Here is a 17,182-nt window from a genome sequence, read left to right on the forward strand (position 1 = left end):
GGGTAAATATCGGCCGCCAGACCGTAGAGCCGGGCTCTGCCCGGCTGCGCGCGCAGCGCGCCTGGGTAAATATCGGCCACCAGACCGTAGAGCCGGGCTCTGCCCGGCTGCGCGCGCAGCGCGCCTGGGGGTATCGGCCGCGGAACGGAGAGCAGCCGAGCAGAGCTCGGCTCTACGACGGGGCTGCAAGCCGACCGTTGGCCGGCTGCGCGCGCAGCGCGCCTGGGTAATTATCGGCCGCCAACCCGTAGAGCCGGGCTCTGCCCGGCTGCGCGCGCAGCGCGCCTGGGTAAATATCGGCCGCCACACCGTAGAGCCGGGCTCTGCCCGGCTGCGCGCGCAGCGCGCCTGGGGTATCGGCCGCGGAACGGAGAGCAGCCGAGCAGAGCTCGGCTCTACGAGGGGGCTGCAAGCCGACCGTTGGCCGGCTGCGCGCGCAGCGCGCCTGGGGGTATCGGCCGCGGAACGGAGAGCAGCCGAGCAGAGCTCGGCTCTACGAGGGGCTGCAAGCCGACCGTTGGCCGGCTGCGCGCGCAGCGCGCTTGGGGGTATCGGCCGCGGAACGGAGAGCAGCCGGGCAGAGCCCGGCTCTACGAGGGGGCTGCGGTCGGCTTTGCGCGCAGCCCGTGCCCCTGCCCCGCACGACTCAGCGGGCGGCCTCGGCCGGGGCCGTTTCGACCCACTGGGTGAACACCTTGTCGATCTCGGCGTCCTTGACCTTCCTGCCGTCCTGGATGTCCTGGGCCTGGGTGAACAGCGGGATGATCATCGCCATGCCGTCCAGCGTGGTCTTCAGGTGCACGCCCGGTGCCTGCCCAAGGAAACCGTCCCAGCGCTGGCGCACGCTGGCCCAGTAGCCGGCGGTGGCGCTCCAGTAGTCGTAGGCCGGTTTGAAATCGACGTCGGTGGTCCGGTTGTAGTCGTTGAAACCGAACTCGCGCGCGATCTCCTGCTGGCTGCCATCGGCACCGCGCAGGATCTTGGTGTTGAACTGCTCGTGGGTCCAGCCGTTCGGGGTCAGCGTGTGGCGGTTGACCACGGCCAGCGCGTTGTAGTCGCTGCGTCGGGTGTACTCACGACGCGGCAGCGGGCGCCAGCTCAGGTCGCTGGTCCAGGTCGCCACGCCATTGTCGTAGGCCCACCTGCCGGTGCCGCAGTAACGCGGCGCATCGCTGACTTCATAGACACACTGCGTCCATGCACCGGCGTTGACCGCGGTCGGAATCGTGCGCACCTGCCAGGTCTGGTCGGCGCTGAATTCGAACCGGTGCGGCGCTTCGTACACCCAGTCCTGGCGCCAGTGCTTGGTCACGTGGCCGCTCTTGCCGTCCACCAGCAGATGCTGCAGGACGATGCGCCGGGGGGAGTCCTCAACCACGATCACCACTTCATTGCCGCCGCTGCGCACAGCCGGCGCGCGCTCGTAGCCGGGCTTGAGCAGCACGGTCTCATCGAAGGCGAAATCGACGATGTACTCGCCTTTCATCGCCAGGATGCTGTCGTGGTCGCGCTGCAGGTCGGAGGGCTGGGCGTGGACGACACCGCTGCCGGCAAGCAGCAGCCACGCACCGGCTGTCTGGAATTTCATCTGGAGGTCCCTTCTGGAGTGGCTTGCAAGGTGGATTACAACCGGATCAACGGCGGATCGGCGGGATCGGCGCGCGGCCCGTGGCGGGCGGCGGTGGCGCAGCAGCAGTCATCGACCCACAGCTCGCCTTCGGCGCCTTCGACATCGGCGATGTGGCGGGCGATACCCGCACCCAGCGACGACAGCGGGGCCAGGCTGGCCGCCAGGCCGAGGCCCTCCTCGGCCGCGTGCAGGCGCAGCGCGCACATGCGCCACGGCTCGCCGCCAAGGCGGACCGCCAGGCGGCGCCACAGGCGCTCGGCCACGCCGCCATCGCTGATCGGCTCCGGCCGTGCCGGGAAGGCACCCACCAGCCGGTCCCAGGCCAGATAGTCGCTGTCGGGCAGCAGATACAGGCGCCAGCAGCAGCGGCCGCGGACATCGACGAAGCACAGGCTTTCGCGGATGCCTTCACTGTCCATGCCTTGGCAGGCGTGGGCGGAAACCGCCCGCTTCCAGCCGCCCAGTTCGCTGCTGTCGGGTCGGTACAGGCACAGCACCGTGCCCAGTGCCGCGAGTTGTCCCGGCGTGGGCAAGGCCCTGGCGGGCAGTGCGTGGGCCAGGGGACGGAAGGCGGACAGGGCTCGGCTCATGGCGGCTACCAGCTCACGGCAAGACTGGCCGACACGGTGCGGCCGGGGTTGGTGAAACGGTCGATCACTGTACTGTTGGTCGCCAGCGTCGAGGTGATACCCGAGTAGTCGATGTAGGTGCGGTCGCCCAGATTGAACACGCCCACGTTGAGCTTGGCACCGGGCGCAACGGTCCAGTGCGCCATCAGGTCGAGCACGCCATACCCCGCCGGCGCGAAGGGCGCGACAGTACCGACCGCCGGCGGCAGGCGATCCTTGCGCCTGGCGAAGGTACCGGCCAGCTCCACGCCCCAGGTATCGCGGTCGAACGCGATGCCGAGCGTGCCGCGCAGCGGGTCGATGGATTCCAGCGGCACATCTTCGGTCTTGTTCTGGCCACGCGACCAGGCCACCGACCCGTTGAGCGACCAGCCGGCCAGCGCCGTGCTCAGCTCGCCGAAATCGACGCCGGCCTTCAGCTCTGCCCCGTAGATGTCCGCATCGGCCACGTTCTGCGACTGGAACACGATCAGGCCCTGGGCGTTGATGCCGACCTGGCGCTGGGACTCGATGAAGTCCTTGTAGTCGTTGTAGTACCCGCTCAGGCTCACGTAGGCGGCCGGGGCGATGAAACGCACACCCAGCTCCAGTCCATCGCTGGTTTCCGGCTTGAGGTCCGGATTGGGAATGGCGGTGTAACCGAACATCACGTTGGTGAAGCCCAGGTTGACGTCGTTGTACGGCGGCGAGCGGAAGCCGTGCGCATAGCCGGCGAACAGCGACCACTGGTCGGCGAAGCGCCAGACCATGCCCAGCTTCGGCGACACGCTGGTCTTGGTCAGGCCGGACACGGCCATGCCGGGGTTGTCGGCACCGAAGATGCCGTCCACCTCCGGGCGCAGCTCGTAGTGGTCCACGCGCACGCCCGGCACCAGCGAGACGCGGCCGTCGGCGAAACGCATTTCATCCTGCGCGTACAGGCCCAGCTCGGTGGTCCTGCTGATCGGGAAATCACGCACCGGGAAGGCGTCGGGCAGGATCGTGGTGCTGATCGCCCCGTTGGCGAGGACCTGATAGCCATCGCGCTTCTGTCGGGTTTCGGTCCAGGCGCCATCGAAGCCGTAGGTCAGCGCATGCTCGACCGCGCCGGTTTCCAGGCCCTTGTGGAACACCGCCTGCAGGCCGTACACACGCTGGTCGAAGTTGAACTCGCGGTGGCGCGTGGTGCGGTTGGCGCGGTTCTCATCGGTGCGCTGGGTGGTCTCGCTGTCCTGACGGTACACCTGCCACGACAGGCTGTCGGCGACGCCCATGCCGACGTCGTCCAGTTCGTGGCGGAACGACACGCGCGCACGGGTCTGGTGGTCGCGGGCCTTCATGCCCGTGGTGGTGGTGTGGTCGATCGCCGACAGCACGTTGGTGTCCACGCTGTCTTCGTTGCCTTCCACCGTGAGCTTGAAGCGCTGGGTATCGCTGGGGGCATACACCAGCTTGCTCAGCACGCTGCGGCCATCGCGGTCCTGCGGGTTGGCCGCGGTGCGGGTGCGGTCGTTGCTGCGGACATCGCCGTTGCTCTGGGTTTCCTGGCCCTGGCGATGATTGACGTTGACCATGCCGCTCCAGTGGTCGCCGCCGAAGGCGGTGGTGGCGCTGCCAAGCAGGCCCTGCCAGTCGCCGTCATAGCCGAACTTCAGGCCGACGTAGCTGTTCCTGCCGTCCTTGAGGTAGTCGGCCGGGTCCTTGGTGACGAACGCGACCACGCCGCCCAGCGCGTCGGAGCCATACAGCGAGCTCGCCGGACCGCGCACGATCTCGACCCGCTTGAGGGTTTCCAGATCGGTGAAGTTGCGGTTGGCGTCGGCGAAGCTGCCGATGTCGAACGCCTTCGGCATGGCGATGCCATCGGTCTGGATCAGCACGCGGTTGCCGTCCAGGCCACGGATCCGGAAGCCGCCCAGTCCGAAGCGGGCCGGGCTGCTGGTGACCGACACGCCGGGCTCGTAGCGGACCAGATCCTTGATGTTCTGCGCCAGGTGGTTGTCCAGCTGCTCGCGGTCGATGACATCGACGGTGGCGGCCACGTCGCTCAGCGCGCGCTCGGTGCGCGTGGCGGTGACCTGCACGCGATCGAACTCGCGCGCGTCGTTGACGGAAGAGGGGGCGGCGTCGGCATCGGCATGCGCGGCCATCGGCAGCGCCAGCCACAAGGCGGCGCTCAGGGCAGTCGGTCGGATCGTCATGGGGTGGCGGGAAGCGGCGGGGTGCAGAAGGAGACCCCCGACCCACGCCATCGACCGGAGCCGCCGGCGAGGTGTCGAGGGGGAGAGAGCAGGAGCAGCGCGGGCCCGGGGGGAGGGGCGGGCCCGCGTGGACGGCGCCGGCATTACTTGGTCAGGATCAGCTTGTCGTTGCTGGTATGACGCAGACGGTAGAAGCGGTCGCCGTGCTGGATCAGGATTTCGCGGCGGCCCTTGAGCAGGGCTTCGCTGTCGATCACTTCTTCGGGCGGCACCACGCGTACCGGGCGGTCGCGCAGGGTGAGCGTTTCGGGGCGCAGCAGTACAGCAGCTTGAGTGTTCATCATCGTCTGGACTCGTGCGAGGGACGAGTTAAATGATAATGATTCTCAGTTGACAATCAACAACCATTCTCATTTTGATTGATGGCATTAATGATCGAACCAGTGAGTTCGATTGATCTTATCAATCGAAAGCGGCGTCCACCTGCTGCCAGACGCTCTCGTCCATCGTGTCGAACAGCCGCAGCGCGCCCAGGTTTTCCTGCAACTGCCCCACCCGGCTGGCGCCGAGGATCACGCTGGAGACATTGGGGTTGCGCAGGCACCAGGCGATGGCCAGCTGCGCCGGCGACTGGCCGAGCTGGGCGGCCAGCGCGGTAAAGCGGCGCACCTTTTCCAGCCGCTGTTCGGCCGGATCGCCGAGCACCAGGTCCTTCAGCCAGGCGGTCTGGGCCTGACCGAGCCGCGACTGCGCGTCCACCCCGGCGTTGTACTTGCCGGTCAGCAGGCCCGAGGCCAGCGGTGACCAGATGGTGGTCCCCAGCCCGGCATCGGCGTACAGCGGGGCATACTCGCGTTCGACCCGGTCGCGGTGCAGCAGGTTGTACTGCGGCTGCTCCATCGAGGGGGCGTGCAGATGGCCGGCGCGGGCGATATCCACCGCTTCCTGGATCTGCGCCGCCGACCACTCCGAAGTGCCCCAGTACAGGACCTTGCCCTGCCGGATCAGGGTGTCCATCGCCTGCACGGTCTCGGCGATCGGGGTGTCCGGATCGGGGCGGTGACAGTAATAAAGGTCAAGATAGTCAACCCGCAGGCGCTTGAGCGCGGCATGGCAGGCATCGGTCACATGTTTGCGCGACAGGCCATGCTGGGTCGGGCGCGGGTCATCCACGGCACCGAAGAAGACCTTGCTGGACACGCAGAAGCCGTCACGCGGCAGGCGCAGGTCGGCGATCACGTCTCCCATCACCTGCTCGGCCCGCCCGCGCGCATAGCCCTCGGCGTTGTCGAAGAAGTTGATCCCGTTGTCCCAGGCGGCCGCGATCAGGTTGCGGGCCTCGTCGCGGGCGATCTGATCCCCGAAAGTCACCCAGGCCCCGAAGGACAGGGCGGAGAGCTTCAGGCCGGTGGAGCCCAGGCGGCGGTAGAGCATGCGATTCTCCTGCTGCAGGCCCGCATCCGGGCCGGATCGATGCCCGCTAGTGTAGCCGGCGCGGGCCCGCAAACCCTTGTCGATGCTGGCCGGATCGGCGCCGATCGGCCCGCGCACGCCGCTTTTCCTTGCTCCGCCCCTGCCGCTGCTCTAGGCTTCCCGTTTTTCGCGGCGCCCCAAGGGAAGTCACATGGTCGAAGGTTTGGGCAGGATTGGCTTCGGCCTGTTCGGGTTGGTGGTGCTGATCGGCATCGCCTGGTTGTTCTCGAACAACAAGCGCGCCGTCGACTGGCGCCTGGTGGTCACCGGTATCGCGCTGCAGATCGCCTTTGCGGCGGTGGTGCTGCTGGTGCCCGGCGGCCGCGATGTCTTCGATGCGCTGGGCAAGGGCTTCGTGAAGATCCTGAGCTTCGTCAACGAAGGCTCCGGTTTCATCTTCGGCAGCCTGATGGACACCAGCAAGTTCGGCTTCATCTTCGCCTTCCAGGTGCTGCCGACCATCATCTTCTTCTCGGCGCTGATGGGCGTGATGTACCACCTCAACATCATGCAGATGATCGTGCGCGGCATGGCCTGGGCGATCACCAAGATCATGCGCGTGTCCGGTGCGGAAACCACCAGCGTCTGCGCCAGCGTCTTCATCGGCCAGACCGAGGCGCCGCTGACGGTCCGCCCCTACATCGCCAAGATGACCCAGTCCGAACTGATCACGATGATGATCGGCGGCATGGCGCACATCGCCGGTGGCGTGCTGGCTGCGTACGTGGGCATGCTCGGCGGCAACGATCCGGTGCAGCAGGCCTTCTACGCCAAGCACCTGCTGGCGGCGAGCATCATGGCCGCGCCGGCAACCCTGGTGGTGGCCAAGCTGCTGGTGCCCGAAACCGGCACCCCGCTGACCCGCGGCACCGTCAAGATGGAAGTGGAGAAGACCTCCAGCAACATCATCGATGCGGCGGCGGCCGGCGCCGGCGACGGCCTGAAGCTGGCGCTGAACATCGGCGCTATGCTGCTGGCCTTCATTGCCCTGATCGCCCTGCTCAATGCGCCGCTGACCTGGTTCGGCGAAATCTCCGGCCTGCAGGCGATGATCGGCCGTCCGACCGACCTGTCGACCATCTTCGGCTACCTGCTGGCCCCGATCGCCTGGGTGATCGGTACCCCGTGGGCCGATGCCACCACCGTGGGGTCGCTGATCGGTCAGAAGGTGGTCATCAACGAGTTCGTCGCGTACTCCAAGCTGTCGGAGATCGTGAACGGCCAGGTGCCGGGGATGACCCTGTCGGCCGAAGGACGCCTGATCGCCACCTATGCGCTGTGCGGCTTCGCCAACTTCAGCTCGATCGCAATCCAGATCGGTGGTATTGGTGGTCTGGCCCCCGAGCGTCGCCACGATCTGGCGAAGTTCGGCCTGCGCGCGGTGCTTGGCGGTACCATCGCCACCTTCATGACGGCGACCATCGCCGGCGTGCTGACGCATTTCAGCTGATATCCGTTCATTGAGAAACAGACTTTATGAGTAGCAGTGTCGTCGTTGTCGGCTCCTTCAATGTGGACCATGTGTGGCGTTGCGAATCGCTCCCGGCCCCGGGCGCGACCATCGCCGGGCGCTACAGCACCGGTCCGGGCGGCAAGGGCTTCAACCAGGCCGTCGCCGCACGTCGTGCGGGCGCGCCGACCACCTTCGTGTGCGCGCTGGGTGACGATGCCGGCGGTGCGATGGCCCGTGGCCTGGCCGCTGATGACGGCTTCACCCTGCAGGCCGAAGCCAGCACCGAGCCGACCGGCACCGGTGGCATCTACGTGGACAGCCGCGGCCGCAACACGATCGTGATCGGCCCGGGTGCCAATGCCGCCCTGAGCACCGCCTACGTCGAGCAGCAGCGTGCGCTGCTGAGCGGCGCCAAGGTGGTACTGGCGCAGCTGGAGTCGCCGGTGGAGACCATCGAAGCGGCGCTGGCGATTGCCCGCGAGGCCGGTGCCACCACCGTGCTCAACGTGGCCCCGGCCGACGCCCCGTCCAGCATCGGCCTGCTCAAGCTGGCCGACGTGCTGACCCCGAACGAGACCGAGTTCGCCGCCCTGCTCGGCCGCCATGTGGGCGAGCGCGTGGATGCCAACGACGTGGCCGCGCTGGACGGCGCCAGCCTGCATGCGCTGTGCCGCAAGCTGGTCGGCAACGGCACCGTGGTGGTGACGCTGGGATCGGTGGGCGTGTTCGTGTCGCACGCCGAGGAGAACCTGCGCGGCGACACCCAGCCGTACTACCGGGTGGGCGCCGAGCAGGTGCAGGTGCTGGACACCACCGGTGCCGGCGATGCGTTCAACGGTGCGCTGGTGGCCTCCATCGCCCAGGACCCGGACGCCGCGTTCGCCCGCCATGTGCGCTTCGCCAACCAGTTCGCCGGCCGTTCCACCGAGAAGGAAGGCGCCGCGGCAGCGATGCCGCACTTCACCCCACAGGATGCTGCCACGGCCAGAGCGGCCTGGCGGAACCTGCGGTACTGACCAAGCCGGCGCCCAGCGCCGGCTTTTTCATGGGTCCACCGCGCGCGCCGACAGGGTTGGCCGGATCCTGACAGCCTAAGGCCGGCCTGCGCATTGACCGTCCGGCAGGCCGGCTCGACCATCGTGGCCCGCCTCATGGATCGCGTCTGCATGGATGACACCCCCTGGCTGCTGCTGGCGGCCGCAGGCAGCGCGCTCGCGGTGCTGCTGCACATCGGCTGCATTATCTTCGGCGCGCGCTGGTACGCGTTCTTTGGCGCGGGCGAACGGATGGTGCGGCTGTCCCGCGCCGGCCATCCCTTCCCCACGGCAATCACCACCGCCATCACCGCGGTGCTGGCGCTATGGACGGCCTACGCCCTCTCGGCCGCGGGCTGGCTGCCGGTGCTCCCCGGCCGTCAGGAAGTCCTGGTGCTGATCATCGCGGTCCTCGGCGTGCGCGGGCTGGCCGGGCTGCTGATCGGACGGGTGCGCCCCGGCTGCAACGGCGCCCGTTTCTGGTACACCAGCTCAGCGGCCTGCCTGACGCTGGCCGGTCTCCATCTGGCCGGCAGCGTGCAGGTCTGGACGCGGCTGTAACCCCCTGCCAACCGCCCACCATCCCGCCGCGCTGGGGGCGGCGGAAGCAATCGTCAAGCATATGCTCATGACCGGAGCGCATCAGGGCCTTCCGGATCGGCCTTAACACTGGCCCGGATCGCGGTCCGGTGCGTGGTTGCCGGCCGGCGGCCGGCACTACAATGCGTGCATGCAGATTGGCCCCTACAACATCCGGCCCAACGTGGTGCTGGCGCCGATGGCCGGTGTCACCGACAAGCCTTTCCGCCTGCTGTGCAAACGGCTGGGTGCGGGCTTGGCCGCCTCGGAAATGACCATCTCCGACCCGCGTTTCTGGACCACCCGCAAGTCGCTCCACCGTATGGACCACGCCGGCGAGCCGGACCCGATCAGCGTGCAGATCGCCGGCACCGAGCCGCAGCAGCTGGCCGACGCGGCGCGTTACAACGTGGACCACGGCGCACAGATCATCGACATCAACATGGGCTGTCCGGCCAAGAAGGTGTGCAATGCCTGGGCCGGCTCGGCGCTGATGCGCGATGAGGCGCTGGTGGCGCGCATCCTCACCGCCGTGGTCGAGGCGGTGGACGTACCGGTCACGTTGAAGATCCGCACCGGCTGGGACTGCGACCACCGCAATGGTCCGCTGATCGCACACATCGCCGAGGACAGCGGCATCGCTGCGCTGGCGGTGCACGGGCGCACCCGCGACCAGCACTACACCGGCAGCGCCGAGTACGAGACCATCGCGGCGATCAAGGCCGCGCTGCGCATTCCGGTGCTGGCCAACGGCGACATCGATTCGCCGCAGAAGGCCGCGCAGGTGCTGGCCCAGACCGGCGTGGACGCGGTGATGATCGGCCGCGCCGCCCAGGGCCGTCCGTGGATCTTCCGCGAGGTCGCCCATTTCCTGGCCACCGGCACCCTGTTGCCGCCACCGACCCTGGACGAAGTCCGCGACATTCTGCTGGGCCACCTGCAGGCGCTGCACGACTTCTATGGCGAGCCGCAGGGCGTGCGCATCGCGCGCAAGCACCTGGGCTGGTACGCCAAGGACCGGCCGGAGAACGCCGCCTTCCGCGCGGTGGTCAACCGCGCCGAGGATGCCGCCAGCCAGATCGCCCTGACCACCGACTACTTCGATGCCCTCGCCGCCGGCGAGCCGGTGTCGTCTGCCGCCTGAGCCTGCCGCCATGACCCCGCCGATCACCGCACCGACCTACCTCCACGGCTTCTCCGACACCGAACAGCAGCGGCTGGTCACCCAGTCGCGCCTGTTTGAATCGAGCATTTTCAGCGGCATCGATTACGGTGGCGCCAGGCGCCTGCTGGAAGTGGGCAGCGGCGTCGGCGCGCAGACCGAGATCCTGCTGCGGCGTTTCCCGGAGCTGCACGTCACCGGTGTGGATCTGAGCGAGGCGCAACTGTCCACCGCCGCCACCAACCTGGCCCGCACGCCGTGGTGCAGCGAACGCTACGCGCTGCTGCAGGCCGACGCCGGCAACCTGCCGTTCGGCCCGCGCGAGTTCGACGCCGCCTTCCTGTGCTGGGTACTCGAACACGTCCCCTCGCCGGCGCGGGTGCTCAATGAAGTGCGCCGCGTGCTGGTACCGGGCTCGCCGGTGTACGTAACCGAAGTGATGAACGCCTCGTTCCTGCTCGATCCGTACTCGCCGCACATCTGGCGTTACTGGATGGCCTTCAACGACTTCCAGTACGACCACGGCGGCGACCCGTTCGTGGGCGCCAAGCTGGGCAACCTGCTGCTGGCCGGCGGCTTCCGCGACGTCCACACCGAGATCAAGACCATCCACCTGGACAACCGCGAGCCGGCCCGTCGCAAGACCATGATCGCGTTCTGGGAGCAGCTGCTGCTGTCGGCAGCCGGCCCGCTGCTGGAGGCCGGCCTGGTCGACCAGGACACCGTGGACGGCATGCGCCGCGAGTTCAGCCTGGTGCAGAACGACCCCAACGCAGTGTTCTTCTTTTCCTTCGTGCAGGCCCGCGCCACGGTGTACTGACGGCCGCGGCCGCTACGCGGACAGCAGCCAGCCGACCAGGCTGAGCACCACCACCCCCGCCAGCAGCGCCCAGATCGCCATGCCACCGCGATCGCCGGCCGCCACGGTGGTGCCCACGCTCTGGATGCGCGCGCCTTCACGCGGGCGCGGTGTCGGCGTGCTGCCCACCTCCAGCGTACCCGTCCCCCGGCGCGGATTGCGCTCGGACAGCGTGTGTTCCATACGCTGCGCGCGTTCGGGGTCGACGCTGCGCAGCGCCTCCAGCAGCACCTGCTGCTGGCGCCCGCGATCGGGCTGCGCCCTGGCCTTCTGCAGCAGTTCGCGCAGCGGTGCCGCCGGCGGCGTGGTTGACGCTGCCGGGGTCAACTGCACCAGCAGCGCGCGGTACTCCGGTGGCACATCGGCCAGCCGGGTGTAGCGCGTGCCGTTGATCTCCATGCTGAAACGTCCGCTCACGGTGCCTCCTGCCAGCCTGCCTTCGGGGCGATGACGCCGGTCGCGGTCGGTGTGCGCCAGATGCGTTGCCACATCGACGCGAACCGCCGCTCCACCCTCGCCCTGCCCTCCTTCCCTTCATACGCCGGCCGCAGCTGTCGCGGCGTGATTGCCGCCCAGCCGTCGCCCTCGGTCCGCGCCACCGCGAAGGTGAACGTGTAGTCCGGCTCCAGGCCCATGCGCAGGTCGCTGAGCTGCAGTTCGCCGTCCACCACCCGGGCACGCATGAAGCCGCGGTTGAACCATTGCAGCCGCGCCACGGCCGGCAGAGCCGCCGCCTGGCGCAGCGCCTGCACGTTGGACGGATGGCCGTGGAAAACCATCGGGCCACGGTCGGCGACCAGCGAACGCTCGCCGATCACATAGCCGTTGGGGGTCATCGCCACCACCTGCCAGAGCAGGGTGTTGAATGGCATCGCCACCGAGAACCGGGGGGCGTCGGCCAGGCCCATCGCGGCCAGCGCGCGGTCGGCCTCGCGGTCCACCGTGTGCTTGGCCAGCAGCGACCAGCCCAGATAGCCGCTGCTGAGAACCAGCCCGGCCACCAGCGCGCGCTGCGCCAGCGGCCGCGCGCGGGCGAACCATGCCACCGTACAGCCGATCAGCAGCCACACCGTATAGCCGGGATCGATGATGAAAACGCTGGACCACATGGTCGGCGGCGGGGTGAACGGCCACCACAGCTGGGTGCCATAGACGGTGAACGCATCCAGCAGCGGATGCGTGATCAGCGCCAGCAGGATGGCCCAGAACCAGCGTCCCGGTGCCTCGGCCACCCGCCCCTTGCCGAACCGTTTGAAGCCCCACCATATCAGCGCCGCCACCCACGGCAGCACCAGCAGCGAGTGGCTGTAGCTGCGGTGCTCGGTCATCAGTGCCACCGGGTCGGCGGCGGTCGCCGCCAGCAGCAGTGCATCCAGGTCCGGCAGGGTGCCCAGGGCGGCACCGGCAAGCAGGGCGGCGCGGCGGTGGCCGGCCGGGGCGATGGCGGCGGCGACGGCGCCGCCCAGTACGATCTGGCTTAAGGAGTCCATCGGCCGATGCTAGCAGCCGGACACGCGCGATGCCGCGCGCTCAGGCGGCCTTCGGCAACCGCGCTGTGGCGGCCAGCTCCACCAGCATGTTTCCCTGGTGGTCCAGCAACCGCAGGCTGCCGTCGGGGTCCTCGACCAGCGCGGTCAGACTTTCCACCCAGTCGCCATCGTTGGCGTACACCAGCCCGTCGCGCTCGACCAGCGCGGCGCGGTGGATGTGTCCGCAGACGATGCCATCCAGCCCGCGCCGGCGCACGTCATCCAACCCGGCCTGCACGAAGCGTTCGATGTAGCGCTCGGCGGCGCCGCTGCGCTTCTTGAGAAAGTCCGACAGCGACCAGTAGCGTCGTCCCAACCGCCGCCGGACGGCATTGAGCAGATGGTTGCCGGTGAGGATGCGGTAGTAGAGCCAGTCGCCAAACCGTTCCTGCAGACCGCCGAAGTGGGTGATGCCATCGTAATCGTCGCCGTGGACCACCAGCAGCCGGCGCCCGTCGGCGGTGACGTGGATCACCCGCCGGCGGACCTGCATGGCCGGCAGCATCAGCCCGCACGCACGGCGCAGCGACGCGTCGTGGTTGCCCGGAATGTAGATGATCTCCGTGCCGGCACCGCGCAGCGCGTGCAGGGCCTGGATCACGTCGCTGTGGGCGGGCCGCCAGCTCGCCCGCCGGTGCGCCATCCACCACAGGTCGATGATGTCGCCCACCAGGTACAGCCGCTCGCAGCGCAGCTCGGCCAGGAACCGCGCCAGCTCGGTGGCGTGGCAATGGCGCGAGCCCAGGTGCACGTCGGAGAGAAATACCGCGCGCCGGTGGGGTGGCAGGCGCGTCAGTGCCTTCATGCCGGCAGCCCTGCCTGGCGCAGGTAGCGTTTGCGCTTGTGCGGGCGGATCGCGTGCAGATCCACTTCGATCAGGCCGTCGATCGAATCGCTGAAGTCCGGATCGACGCCGAAGGCCAGGAAGCGCGCGCCGCCGGGTTCGGCCAGCTCGGTGTACTGGCGGTAGAGGGTTGGCACGCCGGTGCCGAGCGCAGCCAGATTGGCCTTGAGCACGTCGAACGCGGCCGTCGCATCCAGGTCACCAAAGCACGGCGGCGCGGCGAAGTACTGGAACGGCCGGTGGGAGGCCACCAGCCCCGCCTCGCCACCGAAGTAGCGCTGGTAGTACGCCACCAGCTGCTCGCGGGCGTCCTGCGGCAGCGCGGCGCTGATCGAGACCGCGCCGAACAGGTAGCGGATGCCGGGCCGGCGCTGCAGATACGCGCCGATGCCCTGCCACAGGTAGTCCAGGCTGCGGCTGCCCCAGTAGTCGGGCACCACGAAGCTGCGGCCCAGTTCGAGTCCTTCGGCGATGCGGGGGATGGCGTCGTCGGAGTAGCGGAACAGCGACGCGCTGTAGAGCCCGGCCAGGCCGCGCTGCGCGAGGGCCTGGGCGCCGCGCATGATCCGGTAGGCCCCGGCGATGCGCTGCGCGGCACCGTCCCAGATCACGATGTGCTGGTAGTCCAGGTCGAAGGCATCCAGGTCGCTGCTGCGGCCGGTGCCTTCGCCGACCCGGCGGAACGTCAGCTCGCGCAGTCGTCCCAGCTCCAGCAGCAGCGCGCACCCGGTGCTGCAGCGGGCCAGCAGGATCTGCTTGCCATCGGAGGTCTGCCCGAGCACCTCGGCCGCGGCGATCGCGGCGGCCACCCGCGAGGGCGCGACCGGTGCGGCGAGCGGCTCGGGGCCGGCACCACCGGCCGGCGTGGCCTCAGCCTGCCGCCCCAGCGCGTACAACGCACGCCGCACCGCCAGCAGTTCGCTGCGGGTGTCGCCCTGCCCCAGCTGCATGGGCGTGCCGATGCGCAGGCGCAGCGGCCGGCCGCGATGGGCGAACATCTCCCGCGCCAGCAGCAGCGTTGCAGCCGGTTTGAACACGGTGGACACGCCATAGAACAGGGCCGAATTGCGCGCGTCCACCCGGATCGGCAGCACCGGGGCCGCCGCGTCCCGTGCCAAGCGCACGAAGCCGCGCTGCCAGCGCCCGTCGCGGATGCCGCGCAGCGACAGCCGCGACACTTCCCCGGCCGGAAACACGATCACGCACTGGCCCGCCGCCAGGGCCTGCCCCACCGCCTGCACGCTCGGTCGCTTCGCCGTGCCGCCAAGGATGCGGACCGGCAGCAGCAGGTCCTGCAGGGGCTCGATGGCAGCCAGCAGATCGTTGGCCACGATCCGTACGTCGTGCCGGATGCGCCCGACCGCGTCCAGCAGGGCCAGCGCGTCCAGCGCACCGGAGGGGTGGTTGGCCACGATCAGCAGCGGGCCGGTGGCGGGAATCCGTGCGAGCTCGACGTCCTCAACCCGATAGCGGCCGCCCAGGAAGTCCAGGCCGGCACTGACGAAGCCAAAACCGCGCAGGCCGGCGCTGCGCTGCAGGAACGCCTCGACCCGGTCCAGCTGCGACCATCGCCCCACGCTGCGCAGCAGCGGCCTGGCCAGACGGGCCCGAGGGCCGTGGAACCACTGCGGATACCGCTCCTGGAGGCGCTGCTCGAACTGCTGCATGGCGTGCTCACTCATGCCCGGCGGCCGGATTGGCCGAGAGCGTGGCCCGCAACGAAGGCAGCGTGATGGCGGTTTGGCGGCAGATCGATGACGGCCGGCCCGTGCAGGGCCGTGGATTTGTCACGCTGGTGGAACACTGGGCGGTGACGCTGGGCCCCAATGGCGTCACAGCGGGCCCTGCGACGGGCACACCGGCTTAACCTCGGGCAACTCCGGCTGGCGCACAATGCATCAGCGCGACTTGCCGTGTATCATTCGCGCCCATCTTTCCATCCGAATCAAAGGATATTACGCCTGATGTCCAGCTACCTGTTCACCTCCGAATCGGTCTCCGAAGGCCATCCGGACAAGATTGCCGACCAGATCTCCGATGCGGTGCTGGACGCGATCCTGACCCAGGACAAGCGCGCCCGCGTGGCGTGCGAGACGATGGTCAAGACCGGCGTGGCGATCGTGGCCGGTGAAATCACCACCAGCGCCTGGATCGATCTGGAAGCCCTGACCCGCAAGGTGATCCTGGACATCGGCTACGACAGCTCCGACGTGGGCTTCGACGGCGCCACCTGTGGCGTGCTGAACCTGATCGGCAAGCAGTCCCCGCACATCGCGCAGGGCGTGGATCGCAAGAAGCCCGAAGAAATGGGCGCCGGCGACCAGGGCCTGATGTTCGGCTATGCCACCAACGAAACCGACAGCTACATGCCGGCCGCGATCCACCTGTCGCACCGTCTGGTCGAGCAGCAGGCCAAGGTCCGCAAGAAGAAGAACTCGCCGCTGTCCTGGCTGCGTCCGGACGCCAAGAGCCAGGTCACCCTGCGCTATGAAAACGGCGTGGTTTCGGCCATCGACGCGGTTGTCCTGTCGACCCAGCACGCCCCGGGCGTCAAGCAGAAGGACCTGATCGAGGCCGTCCGCGAAGAGATCATCAAGCCGGTGCTGCCGGCCAAGTGGCTGCACAAGGGCACCAAGTTCCACATCAACCCGACCGGCAAGTTCGAGATCGGCGGCCCGGTGGGCGACTGCGGCCTGACCGGCCGCAAGATCATCGTCGACACCTACGGCGGCTGGGCCCGTCACGGTGGTGGCGCCTTCTCGGGCAAGGATCCGTCCAAGGTTGACCGTTCGGCCGCCTACGCTGCCCGCTACGTCGCCAAGAACGTCGTGGCTGCCGGCCTGGCCGACCGTTGCGAAGTGCAGGTCTCCTACGCCATCGGCGTGGCCGAGCCGACCTCGATCTCGGTCACCACCTTCGGCACCGGCAAGATCAGCGACGACAAGATCGAGAAGCTGATCCGCAAGCACTTCGATCTGCGCCCGTACGGCATCATCAAGATGCTGGACCTGATCCACCCGATGTACCAGCAGACCGCCGCCTACGGCCACTTCGGCCGCAAGCCGAAGGAATTCAGCTACACCGACGGTGCCGGTGAGCTGGTCAACGCGACCGCCTTCTCCTGGGAGAAGACCGATCGCGCCGCCGCCCTGCGCGCGGATGCGAAGCTGAAGTAAGAAATGGGCCGCCAACGCGGCCCACTTCCTGCGGGTGGAGCCGACCGTTGGTCGGCTGCCCCTCAAACGACGGGCCGCGAAAGCGGCCCATCGTCGTTTCAGGCGTCCGATCGCCGGCTACAATCGGCCAATGACCACCGAATTCAAATCCAACCAGCTGTCGATGACCGTGCTGATGTCCCCGGAGATGGCCAACTTCTCCGGCAAGGTCCACGGTGGCGCGGTGCTGCGCCTGCTCGACCAGGTCGCCTACGCCTGCGCCAGCCGCTATGCCGGCCGCTACGTGGTGACCCTGTCGGTGGACCAGGTGATGTTCCGCCAGCCGATCGCGGTGGGCGAGCTGGTCACCTTCCTGGCCTCGGTGAACTACACGGGCACCTCCTCGATGGAGATCGGGGTGAAAGTGGTGGCCGAAGACATCCTCAAGCGCAGTGTGCGCCACGCCAACAGCTGCTTCTTCACGATGGTGGCGGTGGACGACGAGGGCAGACCGACCCCGGTGCCGCCGCTGCAGCTGGAAACCAGCGACGAGCGCCGTCGCCATGCGGCCGCGCTGATCCGCCGCCAGCTGCGCGAGGAAATGGAACAGCGCCATCTGGAACTGCTGGCGTCCAACCCGCCCAGCCATTCGTAG

Annotated in this window: 16 protein-coding genes; 7 read left to right on the top strand and 9 right to left on the bottom strand. The window is 68.5% G+C overall.

Features of this window, described 5'->3' with window-relative positions; genetic code table 11:
- Nucleotides 1–646 precede the first annotated feature (646 nt).
- From GDJ08_RS11260 to GDJ08_RS11280, 5 genes are all read right to left on the bottom strand, one after another.
- Nucleotides 647–1,588: a DUF6607 family protein gene (locus GDJ08_RS11260; RefSeq protein ID WP_017357223.1), complete on the bottom strand. Its 942-nt coding sequence runs from the start codon at nt 1,586–1,588 to the stop codon at nt 647–649.
- Between the two features lie 35 nt (nt 1,589–1,623).
- Entirely contained in the window at nt 1,624–2,220 is a 597-nt protein-coding gene (locus tag GDJ08_RS11265; RefSeq protein WP_136003702.1) for a Hemin transport protein, read from the bottom strand.
- A 5-nt stretch (nt 2,221–2,225) separates the two neighbouring features.
- Complete coding sequence (locus tag GDJ08_RS11270; RefSeq protein WP_423669787.1) at nt 2,226–4,439, bottom strand: TonB-dependent hemoglobin/transferrin/lactoferrin family receptor; 2,214 nt, start codon at nt 4,437–4,439, stop codon at nt 2,226–2,228.
- A 143-nt stretch (nt 4,440–4,582) separates the two neighbouring features.
- On the bottom strand, nt 4,583–4,783 hold the full coding sequence (hemP, locus tag GDJ08_RS11275) for a hemin uptake protein HemP (protein WP_017357220.1): 201 nt from the start codon (nt 4,781–4,783) through the stop codon (nt 4,583–4,585).
- Nucleotides 4,784–4,901: 118 nt separating this feature from the next.
- Nucleotides 4,902–5,873: a potassium channel beta subunit family protein gene (locus tag GDJ08_RS11280; RefSeq protein ID WP_153164892.1), complete on the bottom strand. Its 972-nt coding sequence runs from the start codon at nt 5,871–5,873 to the stop codon at nt 4,902–4,904.
- A gap of 190 nt (nt 5,874–6,063) precedes the next feature.
- Between GDJ08_RS11280 and GDJ08_RS11285 the strand changes: the two genes are divergently transcribed.
- The 5 genes from GDJ08_RS11285 (at nt 6,064) to GDJ08_RS11305 (ending at nt 10,960) form a co-directional block, all read left to right on the top strand.
- The gene (locus GDJ08_RS11285) at nt 6,064–7,362 is read left to right on the top strand and encodes a NupC/NupG family nucleoside CNT transporter (protein WP_017357218.1); all 1,299 of its coding nucleotides are present in this window, start codon (nt 6,064–6,066) and stop codon (nt 7,360–7,362) included.
- A gap of 26 nt (nt 7,363–7,388) precedes the next feature.
- On the top strand, nt 7,389–8,381 hold the full coding sequence (locus GDJ08_RS11290; RefSeq protein WP_153164893.1) for a ribokinase: 993 nt from the start codon (nt 7,389–7,391) through the stop codon (nt 8,379–8,381).
- Between the two features lie 150 nt (nt 8,382–8,531).
- Nucleotides 8,532–8,960 carry a hypothetical protein gene (locus tag GDJ08_RS11295; protein WP_153164894.1) on the top strand — a complete coding sequence of 143 codons (429 nt, stop codon included), beginning with the start codon at nt 8,532–8,534 and terminating at the stop codon, nt 8,958–8,960.
- 169 nt (nt 8,961–9,129) lie between these two features.
- Nucleotides 9,130–10,122 (top strand): tRNA dihydrouridine synthase DusB, encoded by a 993-nt coding sequence (gene dusB / locus GDJ08_RS11300; RefSeq protein WP_037591248.1) that lies wholly within the window; start codon nt 9,130–9,132, stop codon nt 10,120–10,122.
- Between the two features lie 10 nt (nt 10,123–10,132).
- Nucleotides 10,133–10,960 carry a methyltransferase domain-containing protein gene (locus GDJ08_RS11305; RefSeq protein WP_017356136.1) on the top strand — a complete coding sequence of 276 codons (828 nt, stop codon included), beginning with the start codon at nt 10,133–10,135 and terminating at the stop codon, nt 10,958–10,960.
- A 12-nt stretch (nt 10,961–10,972) separates the two neighbouring features.
- Here the strand turns inward: GDJ08_RS11305 and GDJ08_RS11310 are convergent, their stop codons facing one another.
- From GDJ08_RS11310 to olsF, 4 genes are read right to left on the bottom strand one after another with little or no spacing between them, the layout of a single operon-like run.
- Complete coding sequence (locus GDJ08_RS11310; protein WP_136003700.1) at nt 10,973–11,416, bottom strand: hypothetical protein; 444 nt, start codon at nt 11,414–11,416, stop codon at nt 10,973–10,975.
- On the bottom strand, nt 11,413–12,489 hold the full coding sequence (locus tag GDJ08_RS11315) for a metal-dependent hydrolase (RefSeq protein WP_017356138.1): 1,077 nt from the start codon (nt 12,487–12,489) through the stop codon (nt 11,413–11,415). The genes GDJ08_RS11310 and GDJ08_RS11315 overlap by 4 nt, the downstream gene beginning before the upstream one ends.
- Before the next feature lie 40 nt (nt 12,490–12,529).
- Nucleotides 12,530–13,333, bottom strand: a complete 804-nt coding sequence (locus GDJ08_RS11320; RefSeq protein WP_136003698.1) for a UDP-2,3-diacylglucosamine diphosphatase — start codon at nt 13,331–13,333, stop codon at nt 12,530–12,532.
- A complete protein-coding gene (gene olsF / locus GDJ08_RS11325; RefSeq protein ID WP_153165008.1) occupies nt 13,330–15,039 on the bottom strand; it encodes a bifunctional ornithine lipid synthase OlsF in 1,710 nt (569 codons plus the stop codon). The genes GDJ08_RS11320 and olsF overlap by 4 nt, the downstream gene beginning before the upstream one ends.
- A gap of 297 nt (nt 15,040–15,336) precedes the next feature.
- On the opposite strand from olsF, the gene metK reads away from it, so the two are divergent.
- A complete protein-coding gene (metK, locus tag GDJ08_RS11330) occupies nt 15,337–16,548 on the top strand; it encodes a methionine adenosyltransferase (RefSeq protein ID WP_017355270.1) in 1,212 nt (403 codons plus the stop codon).
- 130 nt (nt 16,549–16,678) lie between these two features.
- A complete protein-coding gene (locus GDJ08_RS11335; protein ID WP_017355271.1) occupies nt 16,679–17,182 on the top strand; it encodes an acyl-CoA thioesterase in 504 nt (167 codons plus the stop codon).

The organism is Stenotrophomonas nematodicola, assembly GCF_009467805.1.
In the GTDB taxonomy this organism is placed as follows: domain Bacteria; phylum Pseudomonadota; class Gammaproteobacteria; order Xanthomonadales; family Xanthomonadaceae; genus Stenotrophomonas; species Stenotrophomonas nematodicola.